Source organism: Brevundimonas albigilva, from assembly GCF_023503965.1.
Lineage (GTDB): Bacteria > Pseudomonadota > Alphaproteobacteria > Caulobacterales > Caulobacteraceae > Brevundimonas > Brevundimonas albigilva.
The window spans coordinates 2,662,676-2,678,679 of sequence record NZ_CP097298.1 but is presented as its reverse complement, the minus strand read 5'-3'; the positions used below and the strand labels follow the sequence as shown (position 1 = coordinate 2,678,679).

Sequence of the window (16,004 nt, the reverse complement as noted above, 5' to 3'; positions counted from 1 at the left end):
GCGGGAGACAGACCATGAGCACCATGAACACCGTCGGCCGCCCGACCGCCCCGAACGCCGTCGATCACGACTACAAGCATCCGACCCTGACCGGCGGGCGCGGCCTGCTGCAAGACGAGAAGCTGATCTTCGAGGGCGACGGCTGGGGCAAGACCGGCGTCGATCTGCCGGAACCCAAGACGGACGCCTCGGACCTGGGCGACCTGGTCCGCAAGGATCCGATCGGCCTGCCCGGCCTCAGCGAACCCGAGGCCATGCGCCACTATGTGCGCCTCAGCCAGAAGAACCACGCCATCGACCTGGCCATCTATCCGCTGGGTTCGTGCACGATGAAGCACAACCCGCGCCTGAACGAGAAGATGGCGCGCCTGCCCGGCTTTTCGGACATTCACCCGCTGCAGCCGCAGTCGACGGTGCAGGGCGCGCTGGAGCTGATGGACACCCTGGCCCACTGGCTGAAGACCCTGACCGGCATGCCCGCCGTGGCCCTGTCACCCAAGGCCGGCGCGCATGGCGAGCTGTGCGGCCTGATGGCCATCCGCGCCGCCCACGAGGCCTCGGGCCAGCATGAGAAGCGCCGCAAGGTCCTGGTCCCCACCAGCGCCCACGGCACCAACCCCGCCACCGCCGCCTTCGTCGGCTATTCGGTGGTGGAGGTGGCCCAGACCGACGACGGCCGCGTGGACGTCGCCGACCTGGCCGCCAAGCTGGGCGACGACGTGGCCGCCATCATGGTGACGAACCCCAACACCTGCGGCCTGTTCGAGCGCGACATCCTGGAGATCAGCCGCCTGACGCACGAGGCGGGCGCCTACTTCTACTGCGACGGCGCCAACTTCAACGCCATCGTCGGCCGGGTGCGCCCCGGCGACCTGGGCGTCGACGCCATGCACATCAACCTGCACAAGACCTTCTCGACGCCTCACGGCGGCGGCGGTCCGGGCGCGGGTCCGGTGGTGCTGTCGGAGGCCCTGGCCCCGTTTGCGCCCGCCCCCTGGGTCGTTCACGACGACAATGGCACGCCCTGATCGAGCGGGAAGAGGGCGCCGCCGCCCAGGCCTTCGGCCGCCTGTGCGCCTTCCAGGGCCAGATGGGCATGTACGTCCGCGCCCTCAGCTACATGATGAGCCACGGTTCGGACGGCCTGCGCCAGGTCGCCGAGGACGCCGTGCTGAACGCCAACTACATCAAGGCCCGCCTTCAGGACCTGATGAGCCCGGCCTTCCCCGACGGCCCCTGCATGCACGAGGCCCTGTTCGACGACGAATGGCTGAAGGGCACGGACATCACCACGCTCGACTTCGCCAAGGCGATGATCGACGAGGGCTTCCACCCGATGACCATGTATTTCCCGCTGGTCGTCCACGGCGCCATGCTGATCGAACCGACAGAGACGGAGTCGAAAGCCGAACTGGACCGCTTCATCGAGGCCATGCGTCTGCTGGCCCAGGCGGCGAAGGCCGGCGACGTCGACCGCTTCAAGGGCGCGCCTTTCCACGCTCCCCTGCGGCGTCTGGACGAGACCCGCGCCGCCCGTTCGCCCGTGCTCCGCTGGACCGCGCCCGAAGGCTCCAACCAGGCGGCCTGACCCTATCCGGCGACCCGTCTCAGGGCCGCGAAGGCCTTCCGCCCGAACGTTTCGGGCGGAAGGTCGGGGTTGGCCAGCCAAGCGTCCATGGACTGCTTGATGATGCTGACGGTCGCGCCCGCGACGACGCGACAGGCGACATCGTCATCCGGCAGGCCCTTGCGCGCCGCCAGCGTAAGCGCCAGCAGGCGTTCCACCGCCTCGTACTTGGCCTGGTCGCCGGCGCGGAGGGACGGCGTGGCGGCGATCAGCGCCGCCACCGCCCGCGCCTCCTGCGACCGATGCCGGTCGGCCAGGTCGAACAGGGCGTTCTCCACCATGTCCAGCATAGGCTCGTCCGCGGGACGCGCGGCCACCGCATCGGCCACCCATCGGGGAAAGTCCGCCTTGGTGGAGAAGACGATCTCCTCCTTGGAGCCGAAGTAGTTCAGCAACGTGCGCCGCGAAACGCCCGCGGCCGCCGCCACCTCGTCGAGCGTCGTCGGCTCGAACCCATTGGCCAGGAACAGCCGCATCGCCTCGGCCTGGATGCGCGCATGGGTCGCCGCGCGCTTGCGCTGGCGCAGGCCGGCGTCGGCATGTTTTTCGTTTTGCACTTCTTGCATATTTGCACCGGATGCAGATATGCAAGTCCGGCGCCCTCCGTGGCGACTCTCGAAACGACAGGATAGACCGATGGCGACCTGGACCACAGACGATATTCCCGACCAGAGGGGCCGCCTGGCCATCGTCACCGGCGCGACCGGTGGATTGGGCCTGGAGACGGCCCTGGCGCTGGCAGGCGCGGGCGCCGAGGTGGTGCTGGCGGGGCGAAATCCGCTGAAGGGGGACAGGGCCGAACGGATGATCCGCGACCGTCATCCCCACGCCGAGGTGCGTTTCGGCCTGGCGGACCTGGCGGACTTGGCGTCGATCGCCGCCTTCGGCGATCGCCTGCTGGCCGATGGCCGGCCGATCGACATTCTGGTCAACAACGCCGGCGTTATGGCCCTGCCCCGGCGCGAGACGACGGCCGACGGTTTCGAGCGGCAGTTCGGCGTCAACTACCTGTCTCATTTCGCCCTGACGGGGCGTCTGCTGCCGTTGCTGACGGCGGGCCGCGCGCGGGTGGTTCAGCTGTCGAGCATGGCCCACCACGGCGGCCGCATCCGTCTCGACGACCTGAACCATGCGCACGGCTACCGCCCGTGGCCGGTCTATCAGCAGTCCAAGCTGGCCATGCTGATGTTCGCCGTCGAGCTTCAGCGGCGCAGCGACGCCCACGGCTGGGGCCTGACCAGCGTCGCCGCCCACCCCGGCGTCGCCAACACCGACCTGATGTCGAACGGCCCCGGCGGCCTGACCGGGTTCGGCGCTCGGCTGTTCCTGCCGCTGCTCACCCATTCGGCGGCGGCCGGCGCCCTGCCCAGCCTGATGGCCGCCACCCTGCCTGCCGGATGCGACGCCGGGCGGCTATTACGGCCCGCAGGCGCTTGGCGAATGGCGCGGCCCGCCCGGCCCCGCGCGCGTCGACCCGGCCGCCCGCGATCCAGAGGTGGCGCGCCGTCTCTGGTCCGAGTCGGAGCGTCTCACCGGCGTTCGCTACGGCTGAGCCCTCGTCCGCGTTGCGGCCGGGTCACAGGGCGGCGGTTCTTTTCGACCATGACCAAAGCTTCACCTGTCCGCCACGCATCGGCCATCGACTCCGCGCGTTGATCCGCTGTGGCGCGGTCGCCACGGCCGTCGTTTCCTTTCCCGACAAGGGATCGGGCGGCCGCGGCGGCCGTTGTCAGAAGACGCCCTCCTCCCCACCTGCCGTATCTCGTGACCTACGCTTCCTCCCTCGCCCTGCCCTCGCCCGTCCGATCCCGCAGCCGCCTGCTGCGGACCGCCCGGCGCTGGGCGCTGATGGCCGGCGGCCTGCTGGTCGTGATGTTGGGCATCCTGATCGCGCCGCTGCCGGGCCCCGGCGGCGTCCCGGTGATCGCGGTCGGTCTGATGCTGATCCTGCGCAGTTCCTTCTGGGCCAAGCGTCAATCCATCCGCGCCCAGTACGCCCGGCCGAAGTGGGTCTATCCGTTCCGCCGACTCATGCGTCGAAAGCCCGAGATCGCGCCCGTCTTCTGGCAGCAGGCCCTGCGCGCGGAAAAGATGATGTTGCGTCGTCGCCGCCGTCTTGTGCGCGTGCGTAAGCGAATTCGCCGTTCTTTCAGAAGGCTTTTTCGCCGCGCCTAGGCGAAATCGACGCGCGTCATGCTGCGCCCGCTAACCACGGGAAGTTGAACCCGCGCGACCCCCGACCGGCGTATCCTCCCCTTCGCGTTATCAGAGAACCGTAACAAGCGTTGGGAGGCGCTCAGGTCATGATGTCACGCGTACAAAAGGGCCTCGTCGCCGGCGTCTTCGCCACGATCGCGGCGTCGCTGCTCGAAATCCCGAACATGTTCCTCAACTGGTTCGATCCCTTCCAGGGGGTCATCGCCAGCATCATCGGCATGCCGGGCAACATGGCCGTCGGATGGGGAATCCATCTGATCAGCGGCGTCTTCATCCTGGGGCCGCTGTTCGGCTATCTGTGCCCCCGCCTGCCCACCGACACGCCCGAGACCAAGGGCATCGTCTTCGCGGTCGGCGCCTGGGTGGTGATGATGCTCGGCGTCTTCATGCTGGGCGACTATCGCACCTTCTCCAGCGGCGCGGGCTTCGGCACCGTGGCCTGGCTGCTGATCACCCATGCGGTGTTCGGCATCGTGCTGGGCAATGTCTATGCCCGCTTGGTCGCGCGCGAGAAGCGCGGGGCCACGATCATCGGCGGCGCGCCCGCCCACTGACGTCGCGCACCGCGCATGAAAAAGGCCCCCGGCGTTTCCGTCGGGGGCCTTTGGTCGTTCGGGACCAGTCGATCAGTTCAGCCGGTCGCCGATCTGGGCGATGGCCGCATCCAGCAGCGGGTCCTTGGCCTGGCCGGCCAGCCGGGCCGCCAAGATGTCCTCCGCGGCCTTGGCGGCAAGGTCGGCGGCGGCGGCCTTGACCTCGGCCGAGGCCTGGGCCTCCGCCTGGGCGATCCGGTTCTCGGCCAGCTTCTGGCGACGCGCCAGCGTCTCTTCCAGCTTGGCCTTGGTCTCGGCCTCCAGACGCCGCGCATCCGCCTCGGCGGCGGCCAGCAGGTCCGCGGCCTGGGCCTCGGCCTCGGCCTTCTCCTTGCGGATCTGCGCCAGCATGGCCTCGGCCTCGGCGCGCAGACGCGCGGCCTCGTCCAGGTCCGCCTGGATCTTGGCGCCCTTGGCGTCCAACTGGGCGGCGGCCATCTTCGGCACGCCCGCCGCGATCAGTATGCCGAAGAAGATCAACAGGCCGACGCCGACCCAGATCTCTGCGTTCGACAGGTCCCAGATGCCGTGTTCGAAGATCAGGTTCATCAGGCGGCTCCCTTGACGGCGGCCAGTTCGGCGGCCGTCGCGCCCTTGCCCGTCAGCCGCTCCACCATGGCGGCGGCGGCGTCGGAAGCGATGGTGGAGACGTTGGACATGGCGGCGTCGCGGGTCTTGCCGATGGCGGCCTCGGCCTCGGCGATGCGCGCGTTGACGACCGCCTCTTCCGCAGCCTGACGCGCATTGGCCTCTTCGGTGACGCGCGCCTTGGCGGCGGCGGCGGTGGCGCGCGCGTCGGCGCGGGCCTTGACCACCTCGGCCTGGGCCTGGGCGGCCTGGTCGGCGGCCTCGGCCTGGACCTGACGCGCCGTGGCGACGGCGGTGGAAATGGTGTCGGCCCGTTCGTCCATCACCTTGCGCAGGCGCGGCGCGAAGACCTTGGACACCAGCAGATACAGGACGGCGAACAGGATCAGCAGATAGCCGATCTGTCCGGCCCAGTGCTCGAACTGGGATTGCGGCAGGCCGCCCGAGCCGTGATCGCCGGGCGTCGCCGTCTCGGCGTGCAGGTCCCGTTCGACCGAAGGCGGGACCGCGTCGATGGTGTGGGTGCTGGCCATGAACCGTCTACTGCAGGATCAGATGAGCGGCGCGCGGGCGAACCCCGCGCGCCGTATCGGCTGATATCAGCCGAAGATCATCAGGATGCCGAGCACGAAGGCCAGGATGCCCAGGGCTTCGGCGAGGGCGGCGCCCACGAACAGGTTGCCGACCTGGCCGGCGGCGGCCGACGGGTTGCGCAGGGCGCCGGCCAGGAACTGGCCGAAGATGTTGCCCACGCCCAGGGCCGAACCGATCATGCCCAGGGTGGCGAGACCAGCGCCGATGTACTTCGCGGCTTCAGCGTCCATGATTGTATTCCTAGATTAAGTCGTTGGTGGTTGGGGTGAAGAGGCTGAACCGGCCCTTAGTGGGCGTGGTCCAGGTTGACCACATCGTTCAGGTAGATGCAGGTCAGAACGGCGAAGACGAAGGCCTGGAGGAAGGCCACCAGGAACTCCAGCGCGGTCAGGGCGACGACCATGCCCAGCGACAGGGCCGCCACCGGGAAGGCCAGCAGGCCCACGCCGCCGCCCAGGCCCAGAAGGCCCAGCGACACGACGAAGCCGGCGAAGATCTTCAGCGCCACGTGGCCGCCCAGCATGTTGCCGAACAGACGAAGCGCCAGGGTGATCGGCCGCAGCAGGAAGGAAACGAACTCGATCAGGCCCACCACCGGGCGCAGCAGCAGCGGCGCGCCCATCGGCCAGAACAGCTTGAAGAAGCCCAGGCCGTTCTTGGCGAAGCCCACGACCAGCACCAGGCCGAAGGTGATCAGCGCGAAGGTGGCGGTGATCGCCAGCTGAGACGTCGCCGTGAAGGTCAGGAACAGGCCCAGCAGGTTCATGCCCAGGATCAGCAGGAAGATCGTGAACACGAACGGGAAATACTTGCGGCCGTCGTGGCCGATGATGGAGTCCGCCAGATTGTCGATCAGGCCGAACACGCCCTCGCCGGCGGCCTGCAGGCGGCCCGGCACGACCTGGGCGTTCGACGTCACGGCGGCCAGGAAGCCGACGATCGCCACGAAGGCCGCCGTCATGGCGATGTGCGAATTGGTGATCGCCAGGTCCACCGTGCCCAGCACCGGCAAGGTCACGTCGGGAAGGTCGATGACCTTCTGGATCTGAAACTGATGAATCGGATCGGCCATAGAGCCTTATCGTTCCTCGTCTTCGCCGGCTTCGACATAGGGTTCGGACGGAGCCGTGGTCCCTTGCGCCTTCGCCTGCGCCATCAGCCGGTTGGCCGTGCGGCGCGCCATGTAAATCGACAAGGCGAAGCCCAGAAGGACGCCGCCGATCAAACCCCACGGACGAGTCCCCAGGACCCAATCCGCGACGAAACCGAACGCCAGTCCCACGAAGACGCCGCCGAGCAGCTCGGCGATGATCTTGTAGGCCTGCCCGGCCACCTTCTGGCCGGTCAGTTCGGCGGATTTCTCCGCCGTGGTCCGCGCCTCCAGGTCGGATGCGCTTTGCTGCTGGAGGCGTTTGATCGCCTCTTCACGCGATTCCGTCATAGGGGACAGGGCCTGTGCGCTCAGCGCCCGAACAGTGCGTCCGGGCGGGTCTGAATTCGGCGCGGAAACTAATCGTGAGCGGCCGATAGGTCAAGGCGCGCGACACACGACTTAAGGCTTTGTCTGCATTCGATTTTCTTCACCCACAGGCGCGGCGCGGCGAAGCGTCGCTCTCGATGATGTGAGAATCCCCGCCCTTGCGCGGCCCGCCGCCGTGGCGGGTCCGCATCGGAACGACTAGGTTGGCGCCATGAACGTCCATGCGCCGCCCCCGCCCCCCGAACGTCGCCGGATCGCCGTGCGCCTGGCGACGCCGCGCGGCTTCTGCGCCGGGGTGGACCGGGCCATCCAGATCGTCGAGCGCGCCATCGAGAAATACGGCGCCCCGGTCTATGTGCGCCACGAGATCGTCCACAACCGCCATGTGGTCGAGCGGCTGAAGGCCATGGGCGCGGTCTTCGTCAAGGAACTGGACGAATGCCCCGACGACCGGCCGGTCGTCTTCTCGGCCCACGGCGTGCCCAAGTCTGTGCCGGCCACGGCCCGCTCGCGCGAGATGCTGTTTCTGGACGCCACCTGCCCCTTGGTGTCCAAGGTCCATGTCGAGGCCGAGCGTCACCACGCCGCGGGCCGCCACATCATCCTGATCGGTCACGCCGGCCACCCGGAGGTGATCGGCACCATGGGCCAGCTGCCCGACGGCGCCATCAGCCTGGTCGAGACCGAGGCGGACGCCGAACGGTTCGAACGTCCCGGCGACCAGCCCCTGGCCTACGCCACCCAGACCACCCTGTCGGTCGACGACACCGCCGGCATACTGAAGGTGCTGAAGCGGCGTTTTCCCGAACTGCCCGATCCGCACAAGGAAGACATCTGCTACGCCACCACCAACCGGCAGGAGGCGGTCAAGACCCTGGGCCAGGGCTGCGACCTGGTGCTGGTGGTCGGCTCCAAGAACTCGTCCAACTCGGCCCGGCTGGTCGAGGTGGCGATGCGCGCCGGCGCCCGCGACGCCCGGCTGGTCGACGACGCTTCCCAGGTCGACTGGGCCTGGTTCGAGGGGGTGGACGCCGTGGGCGTCACCGCCGGGGCCTCGGCGCCCGAACCCCTGATCGCCGCCCTGGTCGACGCCATCGCCGCCCGTTTCGACGCCGTCGTCACCGAGGACGCCGGCGCGCGCGAGACCGTCACCTTCAAACTGCCCCGCCTGCTGACGGCCTGAACCGCTTCAGCGGTCCTCGCCGACGAAGTCCTGGGCGAACTCGGGGGCGTCGTCTTCCAGCGGCAGGCTTCCGTCCTCGTCGTCGGCTTCGGACGCGCGCGTCGGATCCGGGACCTCGAAACCGACCGGCAGCGACAGGTCCAGCAGGCCCGCCGCCTTCATCTCCTGGACGCCGGGCAGATCGTACAGGGTGGCCAGGCCGAAATGCTCCAGGAAGCGGTCCGTCGTGGCGTAGGTCACGGGCCGGCCCGGCGTGCGCCGCCGCCCCGCAGGCGCACGAACCCCATCTCCAGCAGCAGGTCCAGCGTGCCCTTCGACAGGCTGACGCCGCGCACGCTCTCGATCTCGGCGCGGGTGACGGGCTGGTGGTAGGCGATGATGGCCAGGGTCTCCAGCCCGGCCTTGGACAGGCGGCGCGGCTCCTCGCGCTCCTCGGTCATCATGAAGGCCAGGTCCGGCGCGGTGCGGAACCGCCAGCGGTCGGCCACGCACTCCAGCTCGACCCCGCGCCCCTCGTAGCGGGCGCGCAGGCCCGACAGGGCGCGCGCCACATTGACGTTGTCCGGCAGGCGGGCGGCGATCTCGGCGGCGCTCAACGGCCCGGCGGCGGCGAACAGCAGGGCCTCCACGCGCCGCTCGATCTCGGCTTCGTCGGGCTGGAACGACAGGTCAGACATAAGAATATCCGCTCATCCCCTCACTTCCAGCGGCTGCCCCGCGCCGCTTCAGATACAGGTCCGCGAACGCCTGCGCCTGGCGGATGTCCATCGCCCCCTCCTTGACCAGTTCCAGACTGGCCGAAAGGGTGGACGCCGTATAGCTGGCCTGACTGGGGCCGTCCTCGTCCTGGCGGTGCGGCGCGACCCGATCCAGCGGGGTCCAGTCGGCCAGTCTGGGCATGATCTCGCGCAGCCAGTCGCGCGCCGCCTCCAGCGGAAAGGCCTCCACGCGCTGGCCGGGGGCGTATCGCCGGGCTTCCTCGCGCCTGCGCTGGACCACATAGGCGCTCATCAGTTCATACAGGCTGGCGTCGATGCGGTCGGATGGAACGATCACCGTCGCCTCCGGATCGCCGCGCGTGAAGACGTCGCGCTTCAGCTGGGGGCGCGCCATCAGCTGCTCCACCGCCTTCCTCATCGCCTCCAGCTTCTGCAAGCGGAACGCCAGGGCGGCGGCCATCTCCTCGGCCGGCGGCTCTTCCGGCTTGCCCTTGTCGGTGCGCGGCAGCAGCAGGCGCGACTTCAGATAGGCCAGCCACGACGCCATCACCAGATAGTCCGCCGCCAGGGCGAAGTTGCGCCGCCGCGCCTCATGCACGAAGGCCAGATACTGTTCCGCCAGCTGGGTGATCGACAGCTTCAGCAGGTCCACCTTCTGCGTCCGCGCCAGGGCCAGCAGCACGTGCAGCGGCCCCTCGTATCCGTCCAGGTCGACCACGAAGGCCTCGCGGTCCTCGACCTCCTCGGCGTTGAAATCCAGGTTGGGCTGAAACGCTTCAGACATTTTCTGGGCCTATCGCGCCTTGCGCTACTTGAGGCCGCGCCGTGCGGATCACGTCTGCGCCTCTCCCACGTCCGGTCCCTTGGCGGCGTCCAGCCGCCCGCCCACGGTGCGGAAGAAGCGGTCGTGCGCGGCCACGGGGTCCAACGGTTCCGGCGTGCGCACGATCCGGGCCAGGGCGGCCTCGGCGCGGCGACGCGCCCCGCCCTTCAGCGGTCCAACGCCCTGGGCGACCTGGCGCATCTCGTCCATGTCGCCGTTCCAGTGGATGACGATGTCGCAGCCGGCCTTCAACGCCTTGTGCGCCCTCTGCGTCAGACTGCCGGACAGGGCGTTCATCACCAGGTCGTCCGACAGCAGCAGCCCCTTGAATCCCAGATGCTCGCGGATCAGGCGGATGGCGGCCTTCGACTGCGTGGCCGGGCGCTTCGGGTCGATGGCGGTGAAGACGATATGGGCCGTCATGCCGATGGGCATGTCCGACAGCGCCTTGAACGGCGCGAAGTCCCAGGCGTCCAGCGTGTCCAGGTCGGCATGGACCGTCGGCAGGGCCTTGTGCGTATCGGCGAAGGCGCGGCCGTGCCCGGGCATATGCTTGATGCAGGGCAGCACGCCCCCGGCCAGCAGCCCTTCCGCCGCCGCCCGGCCCAGGAGGGCGACCGTCTGCGGATCGCGGCCATAGGCGCGGTCGCCGATGATGTCGTGGGCGCCGGGCACCGGCGTGTCCAGGACCGGCAGGCAGTCGACGGTGACGCCGACCTCTCGCAGATCGCGGGCCATCAGCCGCGCGCCCAGCCGGACCGTCTCCCGCGCGGCGTTCACGTCGTTCGCCGTCTTCAGATAGGCGTCGGCCGGGGGGTATTTCGGCCAGTGCGGCGGGCCCATCCGCTGGACCCGCCCGCCCTCCTGGTCGATCAGGACGGGCGCGTCGGGATCGCCCAGCACGGCCCGCATCTCGTCGGTCAGGGCCCGCACCTGGTCCGGCGTGTCGATGTTGCGCCGGAACAGGATGAAGCCCCACGGCCGCGCCTCGGCGAAGAAGGCCTTTTCCGCCTCCGTCAGCCGATGGCCGGCGCAGCCGTAGATGGCGGCCGACGTCACCGGACGATGCAGTCCCGGCCCGCCGCCTTCAGGGCGTTGCAGAAGGCGGTCGCCCGCTCGCGCGACAGGCCCGCGAAGGCGGTGCGATAGAGCGTCGATCCGCTGGACGTCGTCACCTCCGTCACCCGCTTCTGGGCGCCCGAGGCGTATTGGCCGAAGCGTCCCGCCACGGCGGCGTATTCCCGATCCGCGATCTCGGTGGAGGAGAACGCCCCGATCTGGACCGAGGCCGATCCCCCGGCCGCGGCGGGCGCAGGGGCTGGCGCCGGCGCGGCGGGCGTCGAGGCGGCGGACGGGGCGGGCCGCGGCGCAGGCGTGGCCGAGGCCGCCGGGGCCGCTGGCGCCAGCCCCTGGCCGGTCGGGGCCGATGCGGGCGGCGCGGCGGGACGCGGCTGGGGCGCTTCCGGCGGCGGGGTGAAGGTGATCGGCGCGTCGGTCGTCTCGGTCGCCTCGTCACGATAGACCCGAACGCCCTCGGCCGGATCGACCGGCTGGGCGTCGATGGGCGGTGCGGACTTCATCTCGCCCACGGGCTGGCCCACCGCCGGCGGCGCGTCGGTCGAAGCGCGCAGGCCCGAGCGATAGAAGAAGATCACGGCCACGATCAGCAGCAGCAGCACCGCCGCGCTGACGATCAGGGTCACGGGCGGCGTCCGGCCGCCCCCGCCGCCCACGCGCCGGCCGCCGTCGCGCGGATCGAAACTGTTGCGGCGGAAGGGCAGGTCGTCGTCGGTCGGCGGCGTATAGGCGCCGCGGCCAGGTCGGTTGTCGTCATCGAAGGACATGGGGCGCTCCGCCGTCTCAATCCGGCGCGATCGGTGCGCCGATCCGCCATCCTAACCCGCCGCCCCGCGCTTTCGAATCACAGATCGAGCGCCAGGTCGAGGCTGAAGAGCTTCTGGTGCACCTCGATGGCGTAGCGGTCGGTCATGCCGGCGATGTAGTCGCACACCGCCCGCGCCCGCCGCGTCCGATCCTCCGTCATGGCGGGCGCCCCCATTCCGGCGGCATCACCTCCGGCTCGGCCATGAACAGCTCGAACAGCTGCGACAATACCCGCCGCGCCTGGCTTCGCGTGCGGTTGACGCGGTAGTGGCGATACATCCGTTCGAACAGGAACTTGCGCAGCACCGCCGGTCGGCGTGCATGGACCGCGAGAAGTCGACCATCGTGCGCTTGGCCAACCGCACGTCCTCCGTCGAGCCGACCCGGTCGTCCTCGATCCGCCGGGCCGTCTCGGCCAGCACGTCCTCGACCATCACCCCGATCATGCGCCGCACCGCCTCGATCCGCAGCATCCGCTCGTCGATGCCGGGCCAGTCGCGCCGCACCTCGGCCAGGATCGGCCCGATCAGCGGCACCTGATCCAGGTCGCGCAGGGTGAACAGCCCCGCCTGCACCCCGTCGTCGACGTCGTGGTTGTTGTAGGCGATGTCGTCGGCGATCGCCGCGCACTGGGCCTCCAGAGAGGCGAAGGTGCCCAGCCCCAGGTCCCAGTCCGCCTCCCCGCCCTGCCGATAGGGCCGCACCACCGACCAGGCCGGCTCGTCCAGCCGGTGCGCCACAGGGCCATTGTGCTTGATGACGCCCTCGACCGTCTCCCAGCTCAGGTTCAGGCCCTCGAACTGCGGATAGCGCTTCTCCAGCTCCGTGACGACGCGGAAGCTCTGCACGTTGTGGTCGAAGCCGCCGAACTCGGCCATCTGGATGACCAGCTCGTCCTCACCTGCGTGGGCGAAGGGCGGATGACCCAGGTCGTGGGCCAGGGCGACGGTCTCGGCCAGGTCGTCGTCCAGCCGCAGCGCGTGGGCCAGCGACCGCGCGATCTGCGCCACCTCCAGGGAATGGGTCAGGCGGGTGCGATAGTGGTCGCCCTCGTGCGCCACGAAGACCTGGGTCTTCTCCTTCAGGCGGCGAAAGGCGGTGGCGTGGATGATGCGGTCGCGGTCGCGGGCGAAGGGGGTGCGCGTGCGGCTGGGCGGCTCGAAGAAGCGGCGGCCCTTCGTCAGCTCGGGCAGCTCGGCGTAGGCGGCTCTGGGCGTCTGGCTCACGTCATCAACTTTGAAGGCGGGCCCTTTGCGAACGCCCGCGCCCGCCTCATATAGACAGGCGTGAGCACCGTCCAATCCACAGAACCGTCCACACCCGCCTTCTCGGTCGCGCCGCGCGCGCCGGAAGGCATCGTCCTGGCCGCCAGCGCCGCCAAGCGCCTGGCCAGACTGGGCGCGGCCGAGGGCAAGGCGCTGATGCTGCGCGTGGCGGTGGACGGCGGCGGCTGCTCGGGATTCCAGTACCGGTTCGACCTGGTCGAGACGGCTGAGGACGACGACCTGCGCATCGAGGCGGACGGCCAGACCGCCCTGGTCGACCCGGTCTCCATCCCCTTCCTGAAGGGCTCCGAGATCGCCTATGTCGACGAACTGGCCGGCGCCCAATTCGTGGTCAAGAACCCCAACGCCGCCTCCAGCTGCGGCTGCGGCGTCAGCTTCTCGATCTAGGCGGCAGCCCGCCCCGATGCTGGGCGTAGATTGACATTTTATCTAGCATGAGTTGCAATCTTCCCAAAGGGAACAGATTGCAATGAGCAAACTTGACCGTTGTTGGTGTCTAGTTGCCAGCGTGCTTTCGTTGGCCATCGTCTTGTCGTCTCCGGCGACGGCCCAAGAAGGCTCCGAGCCGACCCAACTACCGCCGGTGGAGGTGACCGCCCAAAGACTTAATGAAGTGGTCCGGGCTTTCGTAGCCGACGTGTCCGAAGTCCACGAGCGTGGAGGCCAGATTGCGCGCTTCGACACCCGCATCTGCCCCGGCGTGGTCAACCTGCCCGCTGATATCGCCCAGACGCTCAACGACCGGATTGCATCCGCCGCCCACGTCGCCGGACGAGCCGTCGGCGGTCCCGGCTGCGTTCCGAACGTCCTCGTCATTTTCACCGACGATTCCGACCGCCTGGCCAACGAACTGGCTGACGCCCATCCTTCCGCCTTCTCCTTCTACGTCAGCCTCAATCAGAATGCCGAAAGCGCCCTGACCGCGTTTCGCGCGCCAGGGGAAACAGTGCGTGTCTGGTACATGGCCCGCGAGACCACGGGCATAGAGCAGGCGTTCCGGATCGGCCGTCCCCGAGGCACTTTTGAAATCCGGGCTCCAATAGGACTTTACCCCAACAGCGGGCGACTGAGCGCCGCGCATGAAACAGTGATCACCCGGTCCTTGATCATCGTCGACACATCCCGTCTGGGTCCAGTCAACCCGCACGCACTGGGCGACTATCTGGCTATGATCTCCTTGGCGCGGATCGACATCCACACATCGACCGCGCACCTGGACACCATTCTGAACCTGCTTTCGGACCCCGACGCGCGGCCGGAAGGCCTGTCATCATGGGACAAGGCCTATCTGCAAAGCCTGTATTCCGCGCGCGCGAACAGCGCCAGCACCGGTCTCCACGTTCGAGAGATCGCCAACCGGATGACACGCCGAGTAGCCCAAACACAGTAGGCGCGCTCAGCTTCTTGATCTGACCAGGGCCCAGGCCGTCGCCACGACGGTCGAGGCCAGAAGCGCCGAGCCGATCCAGTCCCAGGCGCCGTCTTCCAGCAGGGCGCCGACCAGGCCCGCCAGGCTCAGCACGAACAGCACGATCGGCGCGCGGAACACCGCCCACAGGCTCAGGTCCTTTCGATTGGCGCGGTGAGGACGGCTCATGCCGGCCTCCGACGCTTGACCAGCCACAGATAGAGGCCCGAGCCCAGGATGACGATGGTCGCCAGGTCCAGCAGCGCCCACAGGATCTTCAGCGCCATCCCGCCGTAGTCGCCGAAATGCAGCGGCTGCGACACCGACAGCGTCTTTACATACCACGGCATCTGCGCCACCGCCGCCAGCTCTCCCGTCCGCGCGTCGATCAGGGCCGGCGTCGTCATGTGCGTCGTCAGCGGCGTGTCCCCGTGGAAGAAGACCGCATAGTGGTGGTCGGTCGAATAGGCCGTGCCGGGAAAGGCCACGAACTGCAGCTGCATGCCCGGCAGGGCCGCCCGCGCCCGCTGCACCGCCGCGTCCAGCGAGCTGCGCTCGCCCGTCGGCGCCGGCGATCATAGGCCGCGGTCAGTTCCTTCAGCGCCGTGTCCTTCCAATAGGCCAGGATCGGCGTCGCCAGGGTGTTGACCACGCCGGTCACCCCCACCACCAGCACCCAGCCGACCGTCACCACGCCCAGCAGGTTGTGATAGTCCAGCCAGCGCGTCCGCGCGGCCTTCTTCACCCGCACCGTGCCGAACGGCAGCCGCCTCATGAAGGGGGCGTAGAGCACCACGCCCGACACCACCGCCGCCACCAGCAGCAGCCCCATCGCCCCCAGGAACAGCATCCCCGGCAGGCCCAGGAACATGTCGGTGTGCAGCTGCAGCAGGAACTCCATCACCGGATGGCCGGCCACCGGCGGCGCGGCCGCCCCCGTGGTCTGGTCGATCGGCTGGAACGTATACCGCCCGGCCGGCCCGTCGGGATCGATGCTGGTGACGTTCACCACCGGCCGATCCTCGTCGAAGCTCATGAAGGCGGGGACCTCTCCGGGCCTTTTCGCCAGGGCGATTTCCAGAACCCGGTCCAGGCTCAGCCGCGGCGCGGCCAGATCGCCCGTCGCGGCCTGGTCGCCCAGCAGCAGTTCGTCCAGCTCATGGGTGAAGACCAGCGGCAGGCCGGTCAGGCACAACATCAGCAGGAACAGGGTCGAGACCAGGCTCGACCATTTGTGAACCCAGGACCAGGCGCGGATCGTCCGCGTCTTCATCCGCCTCAGAACTCCGCGGAGACCGACAGGCGATAGGTCCGCGGCGCGCCCAGCGTCAGATAGTTCGACCCCGGATAACCGCCGACGGCGACCCATTGGTCCTCGTCCGCCACGTTCTCGACCCGTGCCCGCACGGTCAGCGGCTTGCCGCCCGCCTCGAAGGCGTAGCGGACGCCCGCGTCGAAGCGGGTCCAGCTGTCCAGTTCGACCGTGTTGTCGGCGCTCGCGGCCTGCGAGCCGGTGTGGATCGCCCGCCCCTCCAGCGTCAGGCCGTCCAGCCCCGGCACGTCCCATTCGACGTTGGCGTTGATCTGGAAGTCCGGCACGCC

The 16,004-nt window shown here is 69.1% G+C and carries 16 protein-coding genes and 4 pseudogenes; 7 read left to right on the top strand and 13 right to left on the bottom strand.

The window, feature by feature from the left end; translation table 11 throughout:
* Window positions 1-14 precede the first annotated feature (14 nt).
* Window positions 15-1,588: pseudogene (gene gcvPB / locus MU852_RS14130) on the top strand (aminomethyl-transferring glycine dehydrogenase subunit GcvPB).
* 2 nt (window positions 1,589-1,590) lie between these two features.
* Here gcvPB and MU852_RS14125 read toward each other — a convergent pair.
* Complete coding sequence (locus MU852_RS14125; protein ID WP_249750094.1) at window positions 1,591-2,193, bottom strand: TetR/AcrR family transcriptional regulator; 603 nt, start codon at window positions 2,191-2,193, stop codon at window positions 1,591-1,593.
* A 70-nt stretch (window positions 2,194-2,263) separates the two neighbouring features.
* On the opposite strand from MU852_RS14125, the gene MU852_RS14120 reads away from it, so the two are divergent.
* The 3 genes from MU852_RS14120 to MU852_RS14110 all read left to right on the top strand — a co-directional run bounded on the left by MU852_RS14120 (window position 2,264) and on the right by MU852_RS14110 (window position 4,398).
* The gene (locus MU852_RS14120; protein ID WP_249750093.1) at window positions 2,264-3,283 is read left to right on the top strand and encodes an SDR family oxidoreductase; all 1,020 of its coding nucleotides are present in this window, start codon (window positions 2,264-2,266) and stop codon (window positions 3,281-3,283) included.
* Window positions 3,284-3,475: 192 nt separating this feature from the next.
* Window positions 3,476-3,802: a hypothetical protein gene (locus tag MU852_RS14115; RefSeq protein ID WP_249750092.1), complete on the top strand. Its 327-nt coding sequence runs from the start codon at window positions 3,476-3,478 to the stop codon at window positions 3,800-3,802.
* Between the two features lie 128 nt (window positions 3,803-3,930).
* The gene (locus MU852_RS14110) at window positions 3,931-4,398 is read left to right on the top strand and encodes a DUF6789 family protein (RefSeq protein ID WP_249750091.1); all 468 of its coding nucleotides are present in this window, start codon (window positions 3,931-3,933) and stop codon (window positions 4,396-4,398) included.
* Window positions 4,399-4,470: 72 nt separating this feature from the next.
* On the opposite strand, the gene MU852_RS14105 is transcribed toward MU852_RS14110, so the two are convergent.
* The 5 genes from MU852_RS14105 to MU852_RS14085 all read right to left on the bottom strand — a co-directional run bounded on the left by MU852_RS14105 (window position 4,471) and on the right by MU852_RS14085 (window position 7,060).
* Window positions 4,471-4,986, bottom strand: a complete 516-nt coding sequence (locus MU852_RS14105) for a F0F1 ATP synthase subunit B (protein ID WP_249750090.1) — start codon at window positions 4,984-4,986, stop codon at window positions 4,471-4,473.
* Window positions 4,986-5,558: a F0F1 ATP synthase subunit B family protein gene (locus MU852_RS14100; protein WP_249750089.1), complete on the bottom strand. Its 573-nt coding sequence runs from the start codon at window positions 5,556-5,558 to the stop codon at window positions 4,986-4,988. Before MU852_RS14100 ends, MU852_RS14105 begins: the two co-directional genes overlap by 1 nt.
* A 66-nt stretch (window positions 5,559-5,624) precedes the next feature.
* On the bottom strand, window positions 5,625-5,849 hold the full coding sequence (locus tag MU852_RS14095) for a F0F1 ATP synthase subunit C (protein WP_008261286.1): 225 nt from the start codon (window positions 5,847-5,849) through the stop codon (window positions 5,625-5,627).
* 56 nt (window positions 5,850-5,905) lie between these two features.
* The gene (locus tag MU852_RS14090; RefSeq protein WP_249750088.1) at window positions 5,906-6,691 is read right to left on the bottom strand and encodes a F0F1 ATP synthase subunit A; all 786 of its coding nucleotides are present in this window, start codon (window positions 6,689-6,691) and stop codon (window positions 5,906-5,908) included.
* Between the two features lie 6 nt (window positions 6,692-6,697).
* On the bottom strand, window positions 6,698-7,060 hold the full coding sequence (locus tag MU852_RS14085) for an AtpZ/AtpI family protein (RefSeq protein ID WP_249750087.1): 363 nt from the start codon (window positions 7,058-7,060) through the stop codon (window positions 6,698-6,700).
* A gap of 250 nt (window positions 7,061-7,310) precedes the next feature.
* Between MU852_RS14085 and ispH the strand changes: the two genes are divergently transcribed.
* Complete coding sequence (gene ispH / locus MU852_RS14080) at window positions 7,311-8,282, top strand: 4-hydroxy-3-methylbut-2-enyl diphosphate reductase (RefSeq protein ID WP_249750086.1); 972 nt, start codon at window positions 7,311-7,313, stop codon at window positions 8,280-8,282.
* 6 nt (window positions 8,283-8,288) lie between these two features.
* On the opposite strand, the pseudogene scpB reads toward ispH, so the two are convergent.
* The 5 genes and pseudogenes from scpB to MU852_RS14055 form a co-directional block, all read right to left on the bottom strand.
* A pseudogene (gene scpB / locus MU852_RS14075) lies at window positions 8,289-8,959 on the bottom strand (SMC-Scp complex subunit ScpB).
* A complete protein-coding gene (locus MU852_RS14070) occupies window positions 8,952-9,785 on the bottom strand; it encodes a segregation and condensation protein A (RefSeq protein ID WP_249750085.1) in 834 nt (277 codons plus the stop codon). Before MU852_RS14070 ends, scpB begins: the two are co-directional and overlap by 8 nt.
* 48 nt (window positions 9,786-9,833) lie before the next feature.
* On the bottom strand, window positions 9,834-10,883 hold the full coding sequence (nagZ, locus tag MU852_RS14065; protein ID WP_249750084.1) for a beta-N-acetylhexosaminidase: 1,050 nt from the start codon (window positions 10,881-10,883) through the stop codon (window positions 9,834-9,836).
* On the bottom strand, window positions 10,880-11,668 hold the full coding sequence (locus MU852_RS14060; protein WP_249750083.1) for an SPOR domain-containing protein: 789 nt from the start codon (window positions 11,666-11,668) through the stop codon (window positions 10,880-10,882). Before MU852_RS14060 ends, nagZ begins: the two co-directional genes overlap by 4 nt.
* Before the next feature lie 77 nt (window positions 11,669-11,745).
* Window positions 11,746-12,934, bottom strand: a pseudogene (locus MU852_RS14055) (deoxyguanosinetriphosphate triphosphohydrolase).
* A 129-nt stretch (window positions 12,935-13,063) separates the two neighbouring features.
* Between MU852_RS14055 and erpA the strand changes: the two are divergent.
* Both erpA and MU852_RS14045 read left to right on the top strand, forming a co-directional pair.
* On the top strand, window positions 13,064-13,381 hold the full coding sequence (gene erpA, locus MU852_RS14050) for an iron-sulfur cluster insertion protein ErpA (protein WP_249751973.1): 318 nt from the start codon (window positions 13,064-13,066) through the stop codon (window positions 13,379-13,381).
* Window positions 13,382-13,463: 82 nt separating this feature from the next.
* Complete coding sequence (locus MU852_RS14045) at window positions 13,464-14,384, top strand: hypothetical protein (RefSeq protein ID WP_249750082.1); 921 nt, start codon at window positions 13,464-13,466, stop codon at window positions 14,382-14,384.
* Window positions 14,385-14,390: 6 nt separating this feature from the next.
* Here MU852_RS14045 and MU852_RS14040 read toward each other — a convergent pair whose 3' ends face one another.
* Both MU852_RS14040 and MU852_RS14035 read right to left on the bottom strand, forming a co-directional pair.
* The gene (locus tag MU852_RS14040; protein WP_249750081.1) at window positions 14,391-14,591 is read right to left on the bottom strand and encodes a hypothetical protein; all 201 of its coding nucleotides are present in this window, start codon (window positions 14,589-14,591) and stop codon (window positions 14,391-14,393) included.
* Window positions 14,588-15,771 (bottom strand): annotated as a pseudogene (locus MU852_RS14035) (PepSY-associated TM helix domain-containing protein). The gene MU852_RS14040 and the pseudogene MU852_RS14035 overlap by 4 nt, the downstream one beginning before the upstream one ends.
* Window positions 15,772-16,004 lie beyond the last annotated feature (233 nt).